Source organism: Gordonia sp. PP30 (assembly GCF_023100845.1).
In the GTDB taxonomy this organism is placed as follows: domain Bacteria; phylum Actinomycetota; class Actinomycetes; order Mycobacteriales; family Mycobacteriaceae; genus Gordonia.
The window spans coordinates 4,209,780-4,229,451 of the sequence record NZ_CP095864.1; the positions used below are offsets into that span (position 1 = coordinate 4,209,780).

General features: G+C 69.4%; 16 protein-coding genes. 5 read left to right on the forward strand and 11 right to left on the reverse strand.

Going from position 1 to position 19,672, the window contains the following annotated elements; genetic code table 11:
* Positions 1 to 51: 51 nt before the first annotated feature.
* The 3 genes from topA to MYK68_RS19505 form a co-directional block, all read right to left on the reverse strand.
* Complete coding sequence (gene topA / locus MYK68_RS19495) at positions 52 to 3,192, reverse strand: type I DNA topoisomerase (protein ID WP_247865383.1); 3,141 nt, start codon at positions 3,190 to 3,192, stop codon at positions 52 to 54.
* Between the two features lie 279 nt (positions 3,193 to 3,471).
* On the reverse strand, positions 3,472 to 4,050 hold the full coding sequence (locus MYK68_RS19500; protein ID WP_247865384.1) for a hypothetical protein: 579 nt from the start codon (positions 4,048 to 4,050) through the stop codon (positions 3,472 to 3,474).
* Positions 4,051 to 4,297: 247 nt separating this feature from the next.
* Positions 4,298 to 4,501, reverse strand: coding sequence for a cold-shock protein (locus tag MYK68_RS19505; RefSeq protein WP_247865385.1), 204 nt, complete (start codon positions 4,499 to 4,501; stop codon positions 4,298 to 4,300).
* Between the two features lie 179 nt (positions 4,502 to 4,680).
* On the opposite strand from MYK68_RS19505, the gene MYK68_RS19510 reads away from it, so the two are divergent.
* Positions 4,681 to 7,002, forward strand: a complete 2,322-nt coding sequence (locus MYK68_RS19510) for a DEAD/DEAH box helicase (RefSeq protein ID WP_247865386.1) — start codon at positions 4,681 to 4,683, stop codon at positions 7,000 to 7,002.
* 243 nt (positions 7,003 to 7,245) lie between these two features.
* Here MYK68_RS19510 and MYK68_RS19515 read toward each other — a convergent pair whose 3' ends face one another.
* From MYK68_RS19515 to MYK68_RS19535, 5 genes are all read right to left on the reverse strand, one after another.
* A complete protein-coding gene (locus MYK68_RS19515; protein ID WP_247865387.1) occupies positions 7,246 to 8,469 on the reverse strand; it encodes an acetate kinase in 1,224 nt (407 codons plus the stop codon).
* A 99-nt stretch (positions 8,470 to 8,568) separates the two neighbouring features.
* Positions 8,569 to 10,677, reverse strand: a complete 2,109-nt coding sequence (gene pta / locus MYK68_RS19520) for a phosphate acetyltransferase (RefSeq protein ID WP_247865388.1) — start codon at positions 10,675 to 10,677, stop codon at positions 8,569 to 8,571.
* 28 nt (positions 10,678 to 10,705) lie between these two features.
* Entirely contained in the window at positions 10,706 to 11,257 is a 552-nt protein-coding gene (locus MYK68_RS19525) for a TetR/AcrR family transcriptional regulator (RefSeq protein WP_247865389.1), read from the reverse strand.
* Positions 11,258 to 11,260: 3 nt separating this feature from the next.
* Positions 11,261 to 11,659, reverse strand: coding sequence for a DUF5709 domain-containing protein (locus MYK68_RS19530; RefSeq protein WP_247865390.1), 399 nt, complete (start codon positions 11,657 to 11,659; stop codon positions 11,261 to 11,263).
* Positions 11,660 to 11,668: 9 nt separating this feature from the next.
* Complete coding sequence (locus tag MYK68_RS19535) at positions 11,669 to 12,592, reverse strand: cation diffusion facilitator family transporter (protein WP_247865391.1); 924 nt, start codon at positions 12,590 to 12,592, stop codon at positions 11,669 to 11,671.
* A 116-nt stretch (positions 12,593 to 12,708) separates the two neighbouring features.
* Here MYK68_RS19535 and MYK68_RS19540 point away from each other — a divergent pair, with 116 nt between their 5' ends.
* Complete coding sequence (locus tag MYK68_RS19540) at positions 12,709 to 13,251, forward strand: hypothetical protein (protein WP_247865392.1); 543 nt, start codon at positions 12,709 to 12,711, stop codon at positions 13,249 to 13,251.
* A 6-nt stretch (positions 13,252 to 13,257) separates the two neighbouring features.
* Here MYK68_RS19540 and MYK68_RS19545 read toward each other — a convergent pair whose 3' ends face one another.
* On the reverse strand, positions 13,258 to 13,827 hold the full coding sequence (locus MYK68_RS19545; protein ID WP_247865393.1) for an HdeD family acid-resistance protein: 570 nt from the start codon (positions 13,825 to 13,827) through the stop codon (positions 13,258 to 13,260).
* A 23-nt stretch (positions 13,828 to 13,850) separates the two neighbouring features.
* Here MYK68_RS19545 and MYK68_RS19550 point away from each other — a divergent pair, with 23 nt between their 5' ends.
* Entirely contained in the window at positions 13,851 to 14,687 is an 837-nt protein-coding gene (locus MYK68_RS19550; RefSeq protein ID WP_247865394.1) for an acyl-CoA thioesterase domain-containing protein, read from the forward strand.
* Between the two features lie 3 nt (positions 14,688 to 14,690).
* On the opposite strand, the gene MYK68_RS19555 is transcribed toward MYK68_RS19550, so the two are convergent.
* Both MYK68_RS19555 and MYK68_RS19560 read right to left on the reverse strand, forming a co-directional pair.
* Positions 14,691 to 15,311 (reverse strand): DUF305 domain-containing protein, encoded by a 621-nt coding sequence (locus MYK68_RS19555; RefSeq protein ID WP_247865395.1) that lies wholly within the window; start codon positions 15,309 to 15,311, stop codon positions 14,691 to 14,693.
* A gap of 10 nt (positions 15,312 to 15,321) precedes the next feature.
* Complete coding sequence (locus MYK68_RS19560) at positions 15,322 to 16,644, reverse strand: phosphatase PAP2 family protein (protein WP_502798274.1); 1,323 nt, start codon at positions 16,642 to 16,644, stop codon at positions 15,322 to 15,324.
* 187 nt (positions 16,645 to 16,831) lie between these two features.
* Between MYK68_RS19560 and MYK68_RS19565 the strand changes: the two genes are divergently transcribed.
* Together MYK68_RS19565 and MYK68_RS19570 are read left to right on the forward strand one after the other, a co-directional pair.
* On the forward strand, positions 16,832 to 17,599 hold the full coding sequence (locus tag MYK68_RS19565) for a deoxyribonuclease IV (RefSeq protein ID WP_247868115.1): 768 nt from the start codon (positions 16,832 to 16,834) through the stop codon (positions 17,597 to 17,599).
* A gap of 203 nt (positions 17,600 to 17,802) precedes the next feature.
* Complete coding sequence (locus MYK68_RS19570; protein ID WP_247865396.1) at positions 17,803 to 19,632, forward strand: acyl-CoA dehydrogenase; 1,830 nt, start codon at positions 17,803 to 17,805, stop codon at positions 19,630 to 19,632.
* Positions 19,633 to 19,672 lie beyond the last annotated feature (40 nt).

Below are 19,672 nucleotides of genomic sequence, written 5' to 3' on the forward strand. Positions count from 1 at the left end.
ACGGACGCCATATAGAGGTCGGCGTGCGCCATACGTGTCAGTACGATCGGCTCAGTCCGCTGGTTTCGTCGCCGGCGCCTTCTTGGCCGCCGTGGTCTTCTTCGCGGCCGTCTTCTTGGCCGCCGTCGTGGTCTTCGCAGCGGTCGTCTTCGTGGCCGTCGTGGTCTTCTTCGCCGCCGTCGACTTCTTGGCCGCGCTCGTCTTGGCCGCGGTCTTCTTCGCCGCCGTCTTCTTCGCCGCCGTCTTCTTCGCCGCCGTCTTCTTCGCCGCCGTCTTCTTCGCCGGGGCCTTCTTGGCTGCCGCCTTCTTGGTGGTCTTCTTCGCGGCCTTCTTGGCCGGGCCCCGCGCACGACGCTCCGCTAGCAGTTCCATCGCCCGCTCCGGGGTGATGGTGGCGACCTCGTCACCCTTCCGGAGGCTGGCGTTGGTCTCGCCGTCGGTGACGTACGGGCCGAAGCGGCCGTCCTTGATCACCATCGGCTGTCCGCTGGCCGAGTCCTCACCCAGTTCGCGCAGCGGCGGAGCGGCCGCGGCACGACCGCGCCGCTTCGGCTCGGCGTACAGCTTGAGCGCCTCCTCGAGGGTCACCGTGAAGAGCTGTTCCTCGGTGGCCAGCGACCGTGAGTCGCTCCCCTTCTTCAGGTACGGCCCGTATCGGCCGTTCTGCGCAGTGATCTCCTCGCCGCTGGCCGGGTCGACGCCGACCACGCGCGGAAGCGACAGCAGCTTCAGCGCGTCCTCGAGGGTCACCGTCGAAATGTCCATGGTGCGCAGCAACGACCCGGTCCGTGGCTTCGGAGCCGCCTTCTTAGCGACCTTCTTCGCCGCCTTCTTGGCCGGCGCCTTGGTCACGACCGAACCGGCCGTGGCGACCTCGTCGAGGGCCACCACCTCCTCGCCGGCAGCGCCGGGCAGCAGCGATCCGCCGCCGCGCGGGGTCGGGCCCTGCGGGATGGTCGCCGGAGCGACCTCGCCGCCGTCCCCATCGTCGTCGGACGGCAGGATCTCGGTCACGTACGGGCCGAAACGGCCCTCCTTGGCGACGATCTCGTGGCCGGTGACCGGGTCGACACCGAGCACGCGCCCCTCCTGCGGGGTCGAGAAGAGCTTCTCGGCCACCTCCAGGGTGAGCTCGTCGGGCGTCATGTCGGCGGGCAGATTCGCACGCTGCAGGTCCGGCTCCGCGTCCGGACCGGCGACATTGCGCTCCAGGTAGGGGCCGTAGCGGCCGACGCGGACGAAGATCGGCCGCCCCTGCTCGTCGTCGAGCAGCTTGATCGAGTTCACCTCGCGGGCGTCGATGCCCTCCAGGTTCACGCCGACCAGCTTCTTCAGCCCGCCGAGGTTGGCGATCTCGTGCGCGGAACCGTCGTCGTCGGCCGCGCCCTGGTCCTCGGCGCCGAAGTAGAACTCGCTGAGCCAGCGGGTGCGGTCGGCGGAGCCGTTCGCGATCTGGTCGAGGTCGTCCTCGAGGGCCGCGGTGAAGTCGTAGTCGACGAGGCTGTTGAAATAGCTCTCCAACAGGCCGACCACGGCGAACGCCACCCACGACGGCACCAGAGCGTTGCCCTTCTTCACCACGTAGCCGCGGTCCTGGATGGTGCCGATGATCGACGCGTACGTCGACGGCCGCCCGATCCCGAGATCCTCCAACACCTTGACCAGCGAGGCCTCGGTGTAGCGGGCGGGCGGGTTGGTGGTGTGCCCGTCGGCGGTGAGCGACGACGCGGTGAGCGCCTGCCCCTCGCGCAGATTCGGGAGACGGTTCTCGGCGTCATCGGCCTTGGTGTCGGTCTGCTCCTCGACGCCCTCGACGTACGCGGACAGGAAGCCCGGGAAGGTGATGGTGCGGCCGGACGACGCGAAGACCACCCGCTCACCAGTCGCGGCGGTGCCGCCGATCCGGAGAGTCATGGTGGTGCCCTTGGCGTCGGCCATCTGGGAGGCGACGGTCCGCTGCCAGATCAGCTCGTACAGCCGGAACTCGTCGGTGTTCAGCGCCGAGGCGAGCTGCCCGGGCGTCTTGAAGGTGTCTCCGGCGGGGCGGATCGCCTCGTGTGCTTCCTGCGCGTTCTTGACCTTGCGGTTGTACTGCCGCGGCGTCGCGTGCACGAACTCCGGTCCGTACAGCTCCCGCGCCTGATTGCGCGCGGCGTTGATGGCCGACTCGCTCAGCGTGGTCGAGTCGGTACGCATGTAGGTGATGTAGCCGTTCTCATACAGCCGCTGCGCGGTGCGCATGGTGCGGTCCGACGAGAAGCGCAGCTTGCGGCCGGCCTCCTGCTGCAGCGTCGACGTCATGAACGGCGCGTACGGACGGCGCGTGTACGGCTTCTCCTCCACCGAGGTGACGGTGAGCTGCGCGTTCTGCAGGCCGGCGACCAGCGCGTTCGCACCCGATTCATCGAGCACTACGACGTCGTTCTTGCGGAGCTTGCCGTCCGGGCCGAAATCGCGACCGGTGGCGACGCGGGCGTCGTTCACCGACAGCAGTCGCGAGCCGAAGGTGCGCGGCGACGCCTCGGCTCCGGCGTCCATGGTGGCGGCGATGTCCCAGTAGTCGGCGGAGACGAAGGCCATCCGCTCGCGCTCGCGGTCGACGATGATGCGCGTCGCCACCGACTGCACACGGCCCGCCGACAGCTTCGGCATGACCTTCTTCCACAGCACCGGCGAGACCTCGTAGCCGTAGAGGCGGTCGAGGATGCGGCGGGTTTCCTGGGCGTCGACCAGGTCGATGTCGAGGTCGCGCGGGTTCTCCGCGGCGGCACGGATCGCGGGCTCGGTGATCTCGTGGAAGACCATCCGCTTCACCGGGATCTTCGGCTTCAGTGTCTCCAGGAGGTGCCAGGCGATGGCCTCCCCCTCGCGGTCACCGTCCGTGGCGAGGTAGAGCTCGTCCACCTGCTTGAGCAGGGACTTCAGCTCGGTGACCGTCGACTTCTTGTCCGCGGACACCACGTAGAGCGGCTCGAAGCGGTCGTCGACGTTGACCCCGAGGCGCGCCCACGGCTGCCCCTTGTACTTGGCCGGCACATCGGCCGCACCGCGCGGCAGGTCACGGATGTGTCCGCGCGAGGATTCCACGATGTAGTTCCCGCCGAGGTAGCCGGCGATCTTGCGGGCCTTGGTCGGGGACTCGACGATGACGAGTCGCCGGACGGCGGGAGAATCGGTGTCGGTGGCGGCCACGGGTGCCCTTCGCTCTGATGAATCGCTGCTCGTTGCCGTTGTACCTTATATATAGCGTCTTCTGCACATCGCCGCTTCGCCGAGTCGGCCCGCTGAGGCCACCGAGGACCGCGTACAACGGCCGGGATCAGGCACCCGCGCAACGATCGATCGACGCGGGAACACACCCGGGTTCACTGACTCGAGGGTGATTCCGTACCGGCCCGCGACCCGTTGGTTCGCACCGCGGGGCGCTCCTCCCCGGAGAAGCCTGCACGGTCCCCGGCGGTCACGCGGCGACTAGGGGGTGGGCCAGGAGGCGTAGGCCTCGGCCACCGGGGGCGGACCGCCGACGGTCTCCAGCAGCCGGGTCCGGCGCTTGCGGCCCGTCACCCGGAGCGCCGGATGCTGGCCGCCCGAGCCGACCAGGGTCGGCGCGATACCCACCCGCATGAGGGCCGTCGCCAGCGGACCGTGAGTGTCGGGAGCATGCGGGTCGAGGCCGAGGACGTAGTGCGCACCCTCCGGGTGGCCCGACGCGAGAACCCAGAGGCGTAATGCCCGCGGCGACGGCGCCCACGCTTCCGGGACGGTCTTCACCGCGCCCGCCGACCAGCGCCGGTGCAGTGCGGTGAGCCGGGGGTTGGCCTCCGTGCGCGCCATCGGCGAACCCTCCTCGGATTCGGTGATCTCCGCTTCGAGGCCCGTGGCACGGATGTCGTCGCAGATGGCCTGGGCCCGCCACCGCGCGGCGACCACCACCGACACCCGCGCGCCGAAGGCCATATGCGTCGACTGCCCTTGTGCCGCAAGGAGTCCGGCGAGGTCGACGATCGCAGGGTCCTCCGTCTCGGCGGAGAACAACGACAACTGGCTCACCCTCACGACTCTACGGCGGGCAGGACGCCGATTCGGGCCGACAGGCGCAACGTCTGATCGTACTGTGGCGTAGCTATTCGGTTCGGCGGTAGTCGATCACTGTCGACCAGCAGCGATTCAGAAGCGTATTGGCCAGCGGCGGAACGGGCGGCGCAGTCGGGACAACGGCGGGGGTGGGCGACCTCAATCAGCATGGTACGGCTCGGCCGGCGGGCAGGGTCTGGACTTCTCTCAGCCGGCGCGCGGGTCAGGCGGGGTGGACACCCATCGCCTGCAGCCCACGATCGCTCTGCCCGAGTTCGTATTCGACGCGCTGATCCTCGGCGAGCGTCCGGAAGCCCTCGCCGGCGATCTCGGTGTAATCGACGAAGACGTCGCGGTTGCCGTCGTCCGGCGCGATGAAGCCGTAGCCCTTCTCCGAGTTGAACCACTTCACGGTGCCCAGTGCCATCTTCTGCCTCCCTGCCGACGAACCGGGTCACGCGCACTCGTCGCCGCGGCCCGGCCGGTCCAGCTAAGCACGACCGGCCGCACCGACGAGAACGCCGCGCGGTGCGGAAACGGCGACGAGGCGCACCACCCGCCCGCGACTACGATGGAACATCGGGCACGACGACCGGAAGGGACGGAATGGAGCAGGCCACCTACGGCACCGAACTGCTGCAACGCACCCTCGCCGGCGAGGACCCGGAGTCCGAGAGTCCCCTCACCCACACCGCGGTGATCCCCACGCGGACCGCGCAGTTCGCCGACTGGCCGGAATGGGTGCCGGCGCAGGTGCGGGAGACCTTCACCGAGCGCGGGATCGCCCGGCCGTGGCGGCATCAGATCGAGGCGGCCGACCACGCGGTGGCCGGCCGCGACGTGTGCATCTGCACGGGCACCGCGTCGGGCAAGTCGCTCGCCTACCAGCTCCCGATCCTCAGCCGCCTCGCCGACGACCCGCTCGCCACCGCGCTCTACCTCTCCCCCACCAAAGCCCTCGGAACGGATCAGCTGCGCACCGTCTCCCAGCTCATCGCGGGCCGGCCAGCCTACAGCCATCTGCAGCCGTGCATGTACGACGGTGACACCGAGCAGGAACTCCGCCAGTGGGCGCGCCTGCACTCCCGCTGGATCTTCACCAACCCGGACATGCTTCACCTCGGGATCAATTCCACCCATGCCAAGTGGCGTCAGTTCTTCGCGCGGCTGAGCTACATCGTCGTCGACGAATGTCACCACTACCGGGGTGTCTTCGGCTCGCACACGGCACTGGTCCTGCAACGCACCCTTCGCCTGGCGCGCATGTACGGCGCGGACCCCGTCGTGATCGGTGCCAGCGCCACCGTCGCCAATCCCGCGCAGGCCCTCTCCCGGCTGATCAACGACGAGGTCGTGGCCGTGACCGGCGACTCCTCCCCGCACGGGGAGCGCACCGTCGCCCTCTGGGAACCCGGCTTCACCGACGATGCGCACCGCGGCGAGAACGACGCCCCGGTCCGCCGGCCGGCCGGCGCCGAGGCCGCCCGGCTACTCGCCGACTTCGTGATCGAGGGCGCACGCACCCTGTGCTTCGTCCGCAGCCGCCGGGGCGCGGAGATCACCGCGCTACGCGCCCAGCAACTGCTCGCCGAATCCGCACCGGCCCTGACCCAGCGGGTGGCCGCCTACCGCGCCGGGTACCTGGCCGACGACCGCCGCCGCCTCGAGCGCGCCCTCGCCGACGGCGAGCTGCTCGGCGTCGCCACCACCAACGCCCTCGAACTCGGCGTGGACATCAGCGGCCTCGACGCGGTGGTCGTCGCCGGATACCCGGGCACGGTCGCCTCGTTCTGGCAGCAGGCCGGTCGTGCCGGGCGCCGCGGCGAAGGCTCGCTGGTGGTGCTGGTCGCCCGCGACGACCCGCTCGACACCTATCTCGTGCACCATCCCGAAGCCCTCCTCGACCGGCCCGTCGAGGCGACCGTCACCGACCCGTCCAACCCCTACATCCTGGGCCCGCACCTGCTGTGCGCCGCGGCGGAATCACCGCTCACCGAGGCCGACGTCACCGCGTTCGACGCGCACGAGGCCGTGGACGACCTCACCCGGCAGGGCCTGCTCCGGCGCCGCAAGGCCGGTTGGTATCCGGCCCCCGGATTGGACCCGTGGTCCGAGATCGACATCCGCGGCGGTATCGGCGGCCAGGTGCTCATCGTCGACTCGACGACGTCGCGGCTGCTCGGGACCGTCGACTCGGCCCGCGCCAAGCAGAGCGTGCATCCCGGTGCCGTCTACCTGCACCAGGGCGAGAGCTTCGTGGTCGACGAACTCGACCTCGACGAGTGCCTCGCCTTGGCACACCCGGAGGAACCGGACTGGACCACCTCGGTCCGCGAGGTCAGCGAGGTGGAGGTGATCCGCACCCTCGACGCCCGGACCTTCGGGCCGCTGACCGTCGCCTTCACCGAGGTGGTGGTGACCGATCAGGTGGTCGGCTACCTGCGCAAAGCGCTCTCCGGAGAGATCCTCGATTCGGTGCCGCTCGACCTGCCCGAGGAGACCCTGCCGACCCGCGCGGTGATGTACACGATCGAGCCCGAGACGCTGATCGCCGCCGGGATCGCGCCCGACAAGTTCCCCGGTGCGCTGCACGCCGCCGAGCACGCCGCCATCGGCATGCTCGGCCTGGTCGCCACCTGCGACCGCTGGGACATCGGCGGCCTCTCCACCAACCTCCATCCGGGGACCGGCCTTCCGACCGTGTTCGTGTACGACGGTTTTCCGGGTGGCGCGGGCTTCGCCGAGCGCGGCTACGAGGCGTTCGGCGCGTGGATCACGGCCACTGCCGACGCGGTCGAGTCGTGCGCGTGCCGATTCGGCTGCCCGTCGTGCATCCAGTCGCCGAAGTGTGGGAACGGCAACGAACCCCTGGACAAGGCGATGGCGATCAAGGTCCTGCGCCTGCTCCTCCGGCTGTACGACGCCTGACGCCGCCCCTGTCGATCAGCCCCCGGCCTCGGCCACCCGGTCCGGCTCGGAGACATCCGCCCGATTCCCGGAGAGCAGGCCACGCGGGTGCGCTCGCACACCCACGTGAACAGGCGGGTCGAGCGAACACCCTGGCCACCCGTGCCGTCCGCCGAGCCGCGTCGGCCACCCCCGAATATCGGACCACGAGGGGAATCGTCCCTCGTGACGCAGTATTCGGGGGTGGCCGGCGAGATCGCTGGGTCAGGCGCCGGCGACCACCGCGGCGGCCTGGTGCGCGATCTCCAGTTCCTCGTTGGTCGGGACCACCAGGACGGCCACGGCGGACGCATCCGTCGATATCCGGCGCGGCTCGGGCGAGCGCACCTCGTTGCGGTCCGGATCGATCTCGATGCCGTACATCTCCAAGCGCGCCAGGGCATCCGCGCGGACGGAAGCGGCGTTCTCGCCGACACCGGCGGTGAAGACAACAGCGTCTACCCGGCCGAGCTCGATCATGTAGGCGCCGAGATAGTGGCGCAGCCGGTGCAGATAGACCTGGTAGGCGAGAGCGGCGGCCTCGTCGCCGGCGTCGACGCGCTCCAGGATGGCGCGGAAGTCGTTGTCGCCGGACAGTCCCTTCAGCCCGGACCTCTTGTTGTAGAGATGGTCGATCTCGTCGATGCTCATGCCGCCGACGCGGGCGAGCTGGAAGGCGATGCCGGGGTCGATGTCGCCGGTGCGGGTGCCCATCACCAGGCCCTCCAGCGGGGTCATGCCCATCGACGTGTCGATCGGGCGGCCGCCCCGGATCGCCGACGCCGACGCACCGTTGCCCAGGTGCAGCACGATCTGATTCACGTCGCCGTAGTCACGCCCCAGGAACTCCGCCGCCCGGCGCGACACGTACTGGTGGCTGGTGCCGTGGAAGCCGTACCGGCGGATCGCGTACTTCTGCGCCACCTCGGCGTCGAGCGCGTAGGTCGCCGCGTCGGCGGGCAGGTCGTGAAAGAACGCGGTGTCGAAGATCCCGACCGCAGGCACGTCCGGTAGCAGAGCCGATACCACCTCGATACCCACCAGATTGGGCGGGTTGTGCAGCGGAGCGAGTGGCGCGATGCGTTCGATCTCGGCACAGACCTCGTCATCGATGACGGTCGGGGCATGGAAGGTCCGGCCGCCGTGGACCACGCGATGGCCGACCGCCGCCAGCTCTGATTCGCGCAGGAAGATGCCGTCCTCGCGGAGCAGTTCGGCGACCGTGGCGATCGCCGCCGCGTGGTCGGGCAGCGCGACCTCGATCTCACGCCGACGGCCGTTCGCCTCGTGCGTGATCGCCGAGCCGATGGGCTCGCCGATCCGCTCGGCCAGGCCGTCGGCGTAGACCTGCTCGGTGTGCGGGTCGGTCAACTGGTACTTGAGCGACGACGAGCCCGCGTTGATCACCAGTACGGCGCCGGGGGCGATGTCGACCTTGGGTGCGGTCATGTTCTCTGCTCTCTGCTAACGGCTTGGCTTCGACACGGTCGTGGCTGGGGGCGTCGAACGGCGCGGGTCTCGACATGCCTGCGCATCTCCGCTGGAACCTCAGTCGGCGGGGGCGGGGTGTTTGAGATTCTGGGCCTGGATGGCGGTGATGGCGACGGTGTTGACGATGTCGGAGACCAGGGCGCCGCGGGAGAGGTCGTTCATCGGTTTGTTGAGCCCCTGCAGCACCGGGCCGATGGCGATGGCGCTCGCGCTGCGCTGCACCGCCTTGTAGGTGTTGTTGCCGGTGTTCAGGTCCGGGAAGATCAGCACCGTTGCCTTGCCGGCTACCAGCGAGTTCGGCATCTTAGTGCTCGCGACGGACGGCTCGATGGCGGCGTCGTACTGGATCGGCCCCTCGACCAGCAGCTCCGGGGCGCGCTCGCGGACCAGTTCGGTGGCGGTGCGCACCTTGTCGACGTCGGCGCCGGAGCCCGAGCCGCCCGTCGAGTACGACAGCATCGCGACCCGCGGCTCGATCCCGAAGGCCTCCGCGGTGGCCGCCGACGAGATCGCGATGTCGGCCAGTTCCTCGGCCGTCGGGTCGGGCACCACGGCGCAGTCGCCATAGGTGAGCACCTTGTCGGCCAGACACATGAAGAACACCGACGACACCGTGGACACCCCCGGCTGCGTCTTGATGATCTCGAACGCCGGCCGGATGGTCTGCGCGGTGGTGTGCACCGCGCCGGAGACCATGCCGTCGACCATGCCGGTGTGCAGCATCATGGTGCCGAAGTACGACTCGTCGCGCACCACCTCCATGGCCCGGTCGAGCGTCACGCCCTTGTGCTTGCGGAGCTGCGCGTAGGCCGCGGCGAACTCGTCGACCAGCGGCGACGTCTGCGGGTCGAGCACGTCGACCTCGGTGAGGTCCACGCCCAGCTCGTCGGCGCGGCGGCGGACCGCGTCGGCGTTCCCGAGCAGGGTCAGCCGGGCGACGCCGCGCCGCAGAAGCCGGTCGCAGGCGCGCAGGATGCGGTCGTCGTTGCCCTCGGGCAGCACGATGTGCTGCGGGTCGGACTTGGCCTGGGCCAGCAGCTGGTACTCGAACATCTGCGGCGTCACCACGTCCGAGACATGCAGGTTCAGTTCCGAGAGCAGTTCCGGCGACGCCGTCAGGTACCGCTCGGCGAGCGCGAGCGCGGCGTCGATCTTCCGCACCGAACCGGCGGCCATCCGCCCGCGCGTGGTCGACGCGATCCGCGCCGTCTCGTACGTGCCGTGGTCGCACTGCAGGATCGGGAGCGTCGGCCGCAGGCCCTTGACGAGCGCGTCGATCATCGGGTGCGGCCGGAGCCCACCGTTCAGGATGATGCCCGCGAGCCGCGGGAAGCCCTGCGCCGCGTTGGCGTTCACCAGCGAGAGCAGCACGTCCGAGCGGTCCGCGGGGGCGATCACCGCCATCGACTCGCTGAGCCGCTCCAGGATGTGCTCGACCGTCATGCCGCCGACCATCACGCCGATGGCCTCCCGGTCGAGCAGGTCGGGGTCGCCGCTGTACAGCGTGGCATCGAGGGCCTCGGCCAGTTCGGCCATCGTCGGCGCCATTAGCAGCGGCTCCTCCGGCACGGCCCACGCGCGGCAGCCGGTGTCCTCGATCGCGGCGTGGACCTCGGCGAGCTGGTGCTCGTCGGCCCGGTTGGCCACCACCCCGGCGACGGCGGCGTGCGAGGCGCGGATGTCGGCGACCAGCAGCTCGATGATCGACACGACCTCGGCGGGCGTGCGATCCAGCGCCTTCACCACCAGCAGCACCGGCGCCGCCAGGTTCGCCGCGATCCGCGCGTTGTAGCTGAGCTCCGAGGGCGAGGCGACGTCGGTGTAGTCCGATCCGACGATCACCACGTTGTCGCAGTACTTCGCCATCGCGTGGTAGCGGGAGACGATCTCGGCGATCGCCGCGTCCGGGTCGGCGTGGACGTCGTCGTAGGTGACGCCGACGCAGTCCTCGTAGGAGACGTCGACGGTGGTGTACTCGATGAGCAGATCGAGGATGTAATCGCGCTCGCCCACCCCGCCCCGCGAGATCGGCCGGAACACGCCGACGCGTCCCCCGGTGGCGGCCAGCTGGACCAGCACGCCCAGCGCGACGGTCGATTTTCCGGTGTCCCCCTCGGCCGAGGCGATGTAGATCCCGCGCGCGGACCGTGTCCCGTTGCCAGTCATACCGCTCAGCGTATCGGGGCGGCGTGACTCATCGGCGAACGATGGCGCGAACCACGAGGTCCGCGATCTCCCTGTCGCTCAACGCGCTCTGCGGCACCAGCATGCACGAGTAGACGGTGCGCACCATGAACTCCACGCCGGCGCGCGCGTTGGGGTACAGCGCCGCGGCCTCGTCGTCCTCGAGCTCGGGGAGAGTGGCCTCCACGATCATCTCGATGAGCGACGGTTCGGTGTCGGATCGCGCGGTCACCAGCGCTCCGACGATCTCCTCCGGCTCATGGGTGAGCACGTACTGCAGGGCCTCGTGCTCACGGATGTAGCGCAGCGATTCGACGACGCGCTTGTGCACGCGCGCCCCCACGTCGGGCTCATCGGCGCCCCACTCGACCACCTTCTCGCGCATCAGCGTGAGCTCGCGCTGCACGATCGCGGCGACCAGCGCGTCCCGGCCGCCGAACATGCGATAGGCGGTGGCGCGCGCGACGCCGGCCTGTCGTGCCACCGACGTCAGGCTCAGCGCCCGCGCTCCGAAACTCGAGATCAGGTTGACGCCGACGTCGACCAGTTTTTCCGAATCCATGACCTACTGGGAGTCGATCACGTGCATCGCGGCCTCTTCGGCGGAGGCCCCGGCCCCGTCGACGCCCGCATCGGTGGCGAGCAGCTGCGCGTCCACGTCCGGGAGGCTGCCCTCGTCCGGAGCCACCAGGCGTCCGGCGCGGCGGTCGCCGACCTCGTCGTTCGACGGGAAGTCCGGGTCGCGCTCCGCCTCGTCCTCGGCGGCGAAGACGTCCGGCTCCTCGTCGGCCAGCCGCTCGTCCAGATCCTCGTGCTCGGGGTGCTCGGCCGGCCGGTGGTCCGGCGGCGAGTACCCGCGGTCGAGGACATCGGACAACTCCATGGCTTCCAGCGTGTCCTCGGGCTGCAGCTGGTCGGTCTCGTAGTCCTCGCGCTGGTCCACTTCGTCGTCCGGATCGCTCATGCCTCCAGCCTATCGGCGCCAGGCTTCGTATGCCCGCGGATCCTCGATGGGTTCGGTGTGGATGGTCACTACCAGGCCGGGCACGACGTCCCGCAGCGCCGCTTCCACGTCCTCGGCGGCGTCGTGCGCGCGCTGTACCCGCCACTGGCCGGGCACCAGCATGTGCAGCTGCGCGAACCGGAGCCGCCCGGAGTGCCGGGTCCGCAGGTCGTGGAACTCGATCTCGCCGGGACCGGCGCCGATCGCCGCGTCACCGTCGCGGAACCGGCCGAGCACCCCCGTGATGGCGGCGAGATCGCCGGAGTCGAGCGCGACATCCATCAGGCCGGCCGTGGACCGCCGGATGAGCCGGAACCCGACGACCACGATGTTGATCGCGACCCCGATCGCGACGAGCGCGTCGAGCGGCAGCCAGCCGGTGAGGGCGACGAGCCCGACTCCGACGATCACCCCGGCGGTGGTCCACACGTCGGTCATCAGGTGTCGGCCGTCGGCCTCCAGGGTGATGGACCGGTGCGTGCGGCCGGCGCGCAGCAGGGCGAGCGCCGTCACCCCGTTGAGGACGGCGGCGACCACCGAGATCAGCAGACCGATGCCGAGCGATTCGAGCTGGGCCGGGTGCAGCAGCCGGTCGACGGCGGTCACGATGATCACCACGGCCGCGATCACGATCATCACGCCCTCGATCACGGCCGAGAAGTATTCGCTCTTGGCGTGGCCGAAGTTGTGGTCGTCGTCGGCGGGCCGCGCGGCGACCCGCAGCGCGATGAAGGCGACGACCGCCGCGACCAGGTTCACCACCGACTCGGCGGCGTCGGACAGCAGCCCCACCGATCCGGTCAGCAGCCAGGCACCGGTCTTGAGCGCGATCGTCACGATCGCCACCGCGATGCTCAGCAGGGCCCAGCGGCTGAGGTCGGCGTTCTTCTCCACGTCTTCGATCCAACACCACCGCGGTACTCGCCGATACCGGCGAGACCGATGGGTCGATCCGTCTCAAATTCCCGGAGGGCACTCCCCCGGGCCGCCCGGCGGGGCACCCTGGAGTCATGCTCGACGAGCTGGAAGCCCAGGCCCGCGAGATGTACGCGGCCGGCGAGTACGCACACGCGCTCGCCGACTTCTCGGTGCTCCGGGAGGTCAGGGGACGGCGCGAGGGCCCCTATTCGGTGAAATACCTGCGCGCCCTGCACGACAGTGTGCGGTGCATGCGGCACCTCGCCCTCTGGCAGGACACCGATCTGCTGTGCAGCGAACTCCACGCGAAGTACGTCCGCACACACGGGCCCGGTGAGGCCGACACCGTCGACGTCGCCAAGCACTGGGCGTGGGCGATGGTCCAGCTCGACGCCGTATCCAGCGCCGCCACGCTCTACGTGCGGACGGCCGACGCGCTCTGGGACGTGGACCTGCCGGCCGCGCGGCGCCTGCTGGGCGCGGCGGCGGTGCACACGCGGCGCGTCGTCGTCGATCCGCTGGCCGGGCTGACGCTGGCCCACACCACCGAACTCGCCGGCGCGTTCCGCGACCTGCAGGGCCGCCTGACGGACGGCGCCCCATCGACCGATTTCGATGGGGCGCCGGTCCAGTAGGCAGGGCTACGCGTCGATCTTGATCTTCGCCGGCAGCGACACCAGGCTCACGATGCTGACGATGATCAGCATCAGGCCGAGCACCCACATGATGGTCGGCAGGGTGACGCCGGGCGAGAAGATCAGCATGACGATGCCGGCGAGCACCGAGATCACACCGCCGACCACGACCAGCCAGCGCGGCGCCATCGAGGTACCGGTGCGCGCACCGAAGATGTCCTGGAAGCCACCGAAGATCCAGCCGACACCGATGAAGATGGCGAGCATCCACCAGGCGTTCTCCGGGCTGATGATGGCGATCACGCCGCAGGCGACCATCAGAACACCCATCACCAGCATCAGCATCCGCATGCCGAAGGTGACGCCGGTGGCGGCGAAGGTGAAGAAGAGGCGGAACAGTCCCGCGCTGACCAGCGCGATGCCGAACAGGAGGCCGGCGATGAACACCGTGACCCCCGGCCAGACCATGATCAGGACGCCGAGCACGATGCCGACGATCGAGGAGAAGACGATGCCGGCGCGGACCGCGTTGACGGCCTCCGCGGGCAGCGAGGGACGAAGTTCTTGGTTGATCACCTGCACAGCGTAGCGTCACGACCGTGAGCGCGAGCACCTTCTTCACCCGAGACGACCGGGGCCGCTTTCTGCCGACCGCGGTGGCGCACAGCCGATGGGGACCCGACGCCCTCAACGGCCCGGCACTCTGTGCCGTCGCCGCCTGCGCCGTCGAATCCGAGCACAGCGCGCCCGGATGGCGGCCCGCCCGCTTCACCGTCGAACTGTTCAAATCCGCCCGCGCCCTGCCGACGACGGTCACCACCGAGGTGCAGCGGGCCGGCGGCCGGATTCGGGTGATCACCTTCCGGATCCAGCAGGACGACGGCGCCGAGCAGACCCTGGTGGCCCAGGGCGTCACCGTCTTCCTGAAGGAGAGCACCAATCCGCCGGGGGCGCGCTGGTCGCCGCCGGAATCGGCGCGCACCTTCTTCCCGCCCGACGTTCCCGCCGACGACGCGGCGCCGCGGTTCGGCGGCCCCGACGGCTGGGGCCGGTCCCTCGCCGACCAGCAGCACGCACATCGGCACCGCCTCTGGTCGGAGCCGATTCCGGTGGCCCCGGACATCGCGCTGACCCCGTTTCAGCGCGCGGTGATCACCGCGGAGTCGACGAGCCTGATGACCAACTGGGGCGAGGGCGGCATCGGCTTCATCAACTGTGACCTGACCGTCGCGCTGTCCCGCCTGCCAGAGGGACCGCGGATCGGCGTGGAGGCCGACGGGCACGACGAGTCGGACGGCATCTCGGTCGGCACGGCCACCCTGTACGACGCCCGCGGGCGGTTCGGAACCGGGCTGGTGACCGCGGTGGAGAACAGCCGGGCGTTCATCGACTTCTCCACCGATGTGCGGCCACCGGGCTGGACACCCCAGGCCTGAGACCTACTTGTCGAGGTGCGCGCGCATCTCGGTGATCTCGGCCTGCTGGGAGTCGATGATGTGCTGCGCCATGGTGCGCAGCTGCGGGTTCTCACCCTTGGCGAGTTCCACCTCCGCCATGGCGACGGCGCCCTCGTGGTGGGCGATCATCATGGTGATCCACTTCCGGTCGAAGTCCGCCCCGGAGGAGGCCTCCAGGTCGGCCATCTGCGCGGGAGTCATCATCCCGTCCATCTGATGTTCGGCGTGGCTGTCCGGAACGGGCTTCCCCCAGGACTTCAGCGCCTGCGTCAGCTGGTCGATCTCCGGCTGCTGCGCGGCCTTGACCTGCTGCGCGAAGCCGCGGAGCCAGGCGTTCTGGGTGCGCGAGGGCACCAGGTCGGCCATCTCGATCGCCTGCTGGTGGTGCGGAATCATCATGGTGGCGAACTCGACGTCCGCCGAATTGACCTGCGCGGACACCGACGTCGGCACGTCGCTCGCGCCGTGCGCATGGCTGTGGGCGGCGTGATCGTCGTGCCCGGCGGCGTCGTCGCCCGACCCGCACGCGGCGAGCAGGCCGACGGCGGCCAGGATCGTGGCGGCGAGGACGAGGCGGCGAGAGAAAGCGGTCGAAACGGTCATGGCTTCACTTCTACCCGGTCGCCGGAGCCCCGGCCACCGCGGCGGCGACCGCCTGTTCGCGCTCGGCCTCCTTCTCCTCCGCCTGGCGGCGGTTCCGCGGCTGAATGTAGCGTTTGTCGACCCAGGTGACGGTGCCGACCACGCAGGCGGCGAGGAGCCAGCCGAGCAGGATGTCGAAGACGTAGTGCTCGGCCGTGTAGACGAGCGCGAAGGCCATCGCAAGGGCATAGCCGAGGAAGAGTGTTCGGCCGAGCGCCTTGGCGCGCGGCCACATGAACAGGGCGAGCATCATCGTCAGCCCGGCGTGCAGCGACGGGATCGCCGCCACCAGGTTGGCTTTGCTCTGGCCGGTCTTGATCAGTGTGCCCGCGGTGCCCAGTCCCAGCACGCTCCACCCACGCCAGGAGATGCGTTCCACGTGGTCGGCCGCCCCCTCATGCTTCGGGTTGACATCACCGAGCAGATTGCCCTCCACGCGCTCGTTCTTGAACATGCAGGGCGGGTCGTGCGGATGCTCGGCCACCTGCTCGTGGGTGCACATGCTGGCCGCCCACGGTGGCGCCGCCGGCACCAGGGTGTAGCCGATCAGACCGATGAAGCTGGTGGCGATGAAGCACACCGCGAATCGGCGCCAGGTGGCCCGGTTGCGGATCCAGAGGACCGCCGCCGTCGCGTACGGAATGATGAAGTACGACATGTAGACGAGGCTGACGAGCACCTCCCACCACGGCGGCTTCGACTGCTTCAGTTCGGACTGCAGCCAGGCGGTCGGGTTGACCCCGAACAGCCAGTGGTCGACGTCCGGCGCCAGCGTCCACTGGGTCGGCATGTTCAGCCACACGGCGACGTCGCGCGTCCAGTCGTACAGCATCAGGATCAGCACGAACGGCAGCCAGTCGATCAGCACGGTGACCGCCCGGCGTCGTCCGACGGTCGCCGCCACCATGCCGAAGGCCAGGTAGAGGATCAGCCGGGTGCGGTCGATCGCCAGACCGTGCGCCTGGACCTCCCAGACCACCGCGGCGGCCCAGATCAGCAGCAGGCCGCGGCGGACCCACTTGAGGTCGTGCCCCTTCTCGTCGACGATGACGAGTTCGTTCTCCCCGTCGGCCGGGGTCGCCGGATCGGGTCGGTCACCGGAGTCCCGTTCGGCGCCCTGCTCTGCGCCGGAGTCCCCTTCGGTGCGAAAGTCCTGGTCGGCGCCATCGGTCCGGGCGGTCTCGGCCGCCTCTGCGGCCTCGGCGCCGCGGGCCTGATCGACTTCGATGACGTCGCCGGTACTCGAGTCAGAATCGGCGTCACCGACGGTCGAGGCCGGGTTCTGCTCAGTCACGTCGTGTTGCTCCTGCGGTCGCGGCCGGTCCGGGGACGGGCCGTTCATTCCCGCCAGCCTAGTGCGACGGCACCCACTCCGAACCAGCGGCCCGCGCGTCGGCCAGCGCAAATCCGGCTCTCGCGGCGGATCGGACCCGCTGTCGGTGGACTGTCCTATCGTTGGTGGCATGGGAGATCGGACAGGGCTGCGAGTCGGGGCGCATCTGCGAGAGGACGCGAATCCGGTGGCCACCGCGGAGGAGTTGGGGATCGACATCTTCCAGATGTTCGTGACCGATCCGCAGAAGTGGAACAAGCCGGAGCCGCACCCGTTCGCAGAGCAGATCCGGAACTCCGACATCGACGTCGTCGTCCATTCCAGCTATCAGATCAACGTGGCCAGCCTGAACAATCGGCTGCGGATGCCGTCGCGGAAGGCCGTCGAGCAGCAGGCCGCCGCGGCCGCCGAGCTCGGGGCGATCGGGCTGGTCGTGCACGGGGGACATCTGCGCGACGGGGAGGACGCGGCCGAGGGCTTCGCGAATTGGCGCAAGCTCTTCGAGCGTCAGCAGGACAAGGGCGGATTCGGCGTGCCGATCCTGATCGAGAACACCGCGGGCGGCGACCACGCGATGGCCCGCACCCTGGAATCGATCGAGCGGCTCTGGGATGCGGTGGGCGACTTCGAGCAGGCCGGCTTCTGTCTGGACACCTGCCACGCCTGGGCCGGCGGCGAGGATCTGGTCGGACTGGTCGAGCGCATCCGGGCCATCACGGGCCGCATCGACCTGGTGCATCTGAACAACTCGCGCGACGAGTTCGACTCGGGCCGCGACCGGCACGCGAACCTCGAGTCGGGGCACATCGACGCCGGCGTTCTGGTCGAGCTGATGGCCCGTGCCGACGCTCCAGGAATCCTGGAGACCCCGGCCGACGGTATCCCGGCCGACCTCGCCTACCTCACCGGCCGATAGCGGTCATGGCACCGGGGGTCGCCGCAGGTCAGAGGCATGCGAAGAGGCGACATCCGGCGCGTCGAGCTCGTGCTTGCAATTGTAAGCGGAGACACATTTCACCAGGTTGTCCCTTTCGCTGGGACCCAGTATTCTGTCCAGTGTTACCGGCAAGTAACTTGCTGGGTCAGCTCACTCCAAGAACCTGAGATAAAGGAAGACTGATGGGCCACTACAAGTCCAACGTTCGCGACCTGCACTTCAACCTGTTCGAGATGTACGAGCTCGACAAGGTGCTCGAGTCCGGCGAGTTCGGTGACCTCGACCACGAGACCGCCGTCGACATGATCCGCGAGGTCAAGACGCTGGCCGAAGGCCCCATCGCGGAGTCCTTCGCCGACACCGACCGCAACCCGCCGGTCTTCGACCCGGCCGACCACTCGGTCACCATCCCGGAGGGCTTCAAGAAGTCGTACAACGCCTTCATCGACGCCGGCTGGGACAAGGTCGGCATCCCGGAGGATCTCGGCGGCCTGCCCGCCCCGCGTTCGCTGTACTGGGCGCTCGGCGAGATGATCCTCGGCGCCAACCCGCCGGTCTTCATGTACGCCGCCGGCTCCGGCTTCGCCGGCATCTTCTACAACAACGGCACCGACGAGCAGAAGAAGTGGGCCGCCATCTGTTCCGAGCGCGGCTGGGGCGCCACCATGGTCCTCACCGAGCCGGACGCCGGCTCCGACGTGGGCGCGGGCACCACCAAGGCCGTCAAGCAGGAAGACGGCACCTGGCACATCGAGGGCGTGAAGCGCTTCATCACCTCGGCCGACCAGGACATGACCGAGAACATCTTCCACCTGGTCCTCGCGCGCCCCGAGGGCGCCGGACCGGGCACCAAGGGCCTGTCGCTCTTCTTCGTGCCGAAGTTCCACTTCGACCACGAGACCGGCGAGCTGGGCGAGCGTAACGGTGCGTTCGTCACCAACGTCGAGCACAAGATGGGCATCAAGGCCTCCGCCACCTGCGAGGTCACCTTCGGTCAGCACGGCGTCCCCGCCGTAGGCTGGCTGGTCGGCGAGGTGCACTCCGGCATCGCCCAGATGTTCGACGTCATCGAGCACGCCCGCATGATGGTCGGCACCAAGGCCATCTCGACCCTCTCGACCGGCTACCTCAACGCGCTCGACTACGCCAAGCAGCGCGTGCAGGGTGCCGACCTGACCCAGATGATGGACAAGGCCGCCCCGCGCGTCACCATCACCCACCACCCGGACGTGCGCCGCGCCCTGCTGACCCAGAAGGCCTACGCCGAGGGCCTGCGCGCCGTGTACCTGTACACCGCCTCGCACCAGGATCCCGTCGCCGCGCAGATCGTCTCCGGCGCCGACGCCGAGATGGCGCACAAGGTGAACGACCTGCTGCTGCCGATCGTCAAGGGCGTCGGCTCCGAGCGCGCCTACGAGAAGCTCACCGAGTCGCTGCAGACCCTGGGCGGCTCCGGCTTCCTGCAGGACTACCCGCTGGAGCAGTACATCCGCGACTCGAAGATCGACTCGCTGTACGAGGGCACCACCGCCATCCAGGCGCAGGACTTCTTCTTCCGCAAGATCATCCGCGACAAGGGCCAGGCCCTGGCCCACGTCGCCGGCCAGATCAACGCCACCATCGAGGCCGCCGCGGACGAGCGCCTGTCGGCCGACTACGCGCTGCTCAAGACGGCCCTCGAGGACGTCCAGGGCATGGCCGCCACCCTCACCGGCTGGCTGATGGGCGCCCAGGAGGACCCGAAGCAGCTGTACAAGGTCGGCACCGGCTCGGTCCGCTTCCTGATGGCCGTCGGTGACCTGGTGATCGGCTGGCTGCTGCTGCGTCAGGCCGAGGTCGCCCTGGCCGCCCTCGACGCCGGCGCCTCGGACGCCGACAAGCCGTTCTACGAGGGCAAGGTCGCCACCGCGACCTTCTTCGCGAAGAACATGCTGCCGCTGCTCACCGCGGTCCGCGGGATCGTCGAGAACGTCGACAACGATCTGATGGAGCTCGACGAGGCCGCCTTCTGACGCCTCGCTCCCCGAGCCGCGTCTCGCTTCTCTGAGCTAC

Bases quoted from the DNA above. Each gene is read 5' to 3' on its own strand.
- MYK68_RS19505 (WP_247865385.1), bottom strand. From the start codon at position 4,501: ATGGCACTGGGCACCGTGAAGTGGTTCAACTCGGAGAAGGGCTACGGC.
- MYK68_RS19510 (WP_247865386.1), top strand. From the start codon at position 4,681: ATGGAGCAGGCCACCTACGGCACCGAACTGCTGCAACGCACCCTCGCC.
- MYK68_RS19515 (WP_247865387.1), bottom strand. From the start codon at position 8,469: ATGACCGCACCCAAGGTCGACATCGCCCCCGGCGCCGTACTGGTGATC.
- pta (WP_247865388.1), bottom strand. From the start codon at position 10,677: ATGACTGGCAACGGGACACGGTCCGCGCGCGGGATCTACATCGCCTCG.
- MYK68_RS19525 (WP_247865389.1), bottom strand. From the start codon at position 11,257: ATGGATTCGGAAAAACTGGTCGACGTCGGCGTCAACCTGATCTCGAGT.
- MYK68_RS19530 (WP_247865390.1), bottom strand. From the start codon at position 11,659: ATGAGCGATCCGGACGACGAAGTGGACCAGCGCGAGGACTACGAGACC.
- MYK68_RS19540 (WP_247865392.1), top strand. From the start codon at position 12,709: ATGCTCGACGAGCTGGAAGCCCAGGCCCGCGAGATGTACGCGGCCGGC.
- MYK68_RS19555 (WP_247865395.1), bottom strand. From the start codon at position 15,311: ATGACCGTTTCGACCGCTTTCTCTCGCCGCCTCGTCCTCGCCGCCACG.
- MYK68_RS19570 (WP_247865396.1), top strand. From the start codon at position 17,803: ATGGGCCACTACAAGTCCAACGTTCGCGACCTGCACTTCAACCTGTTC.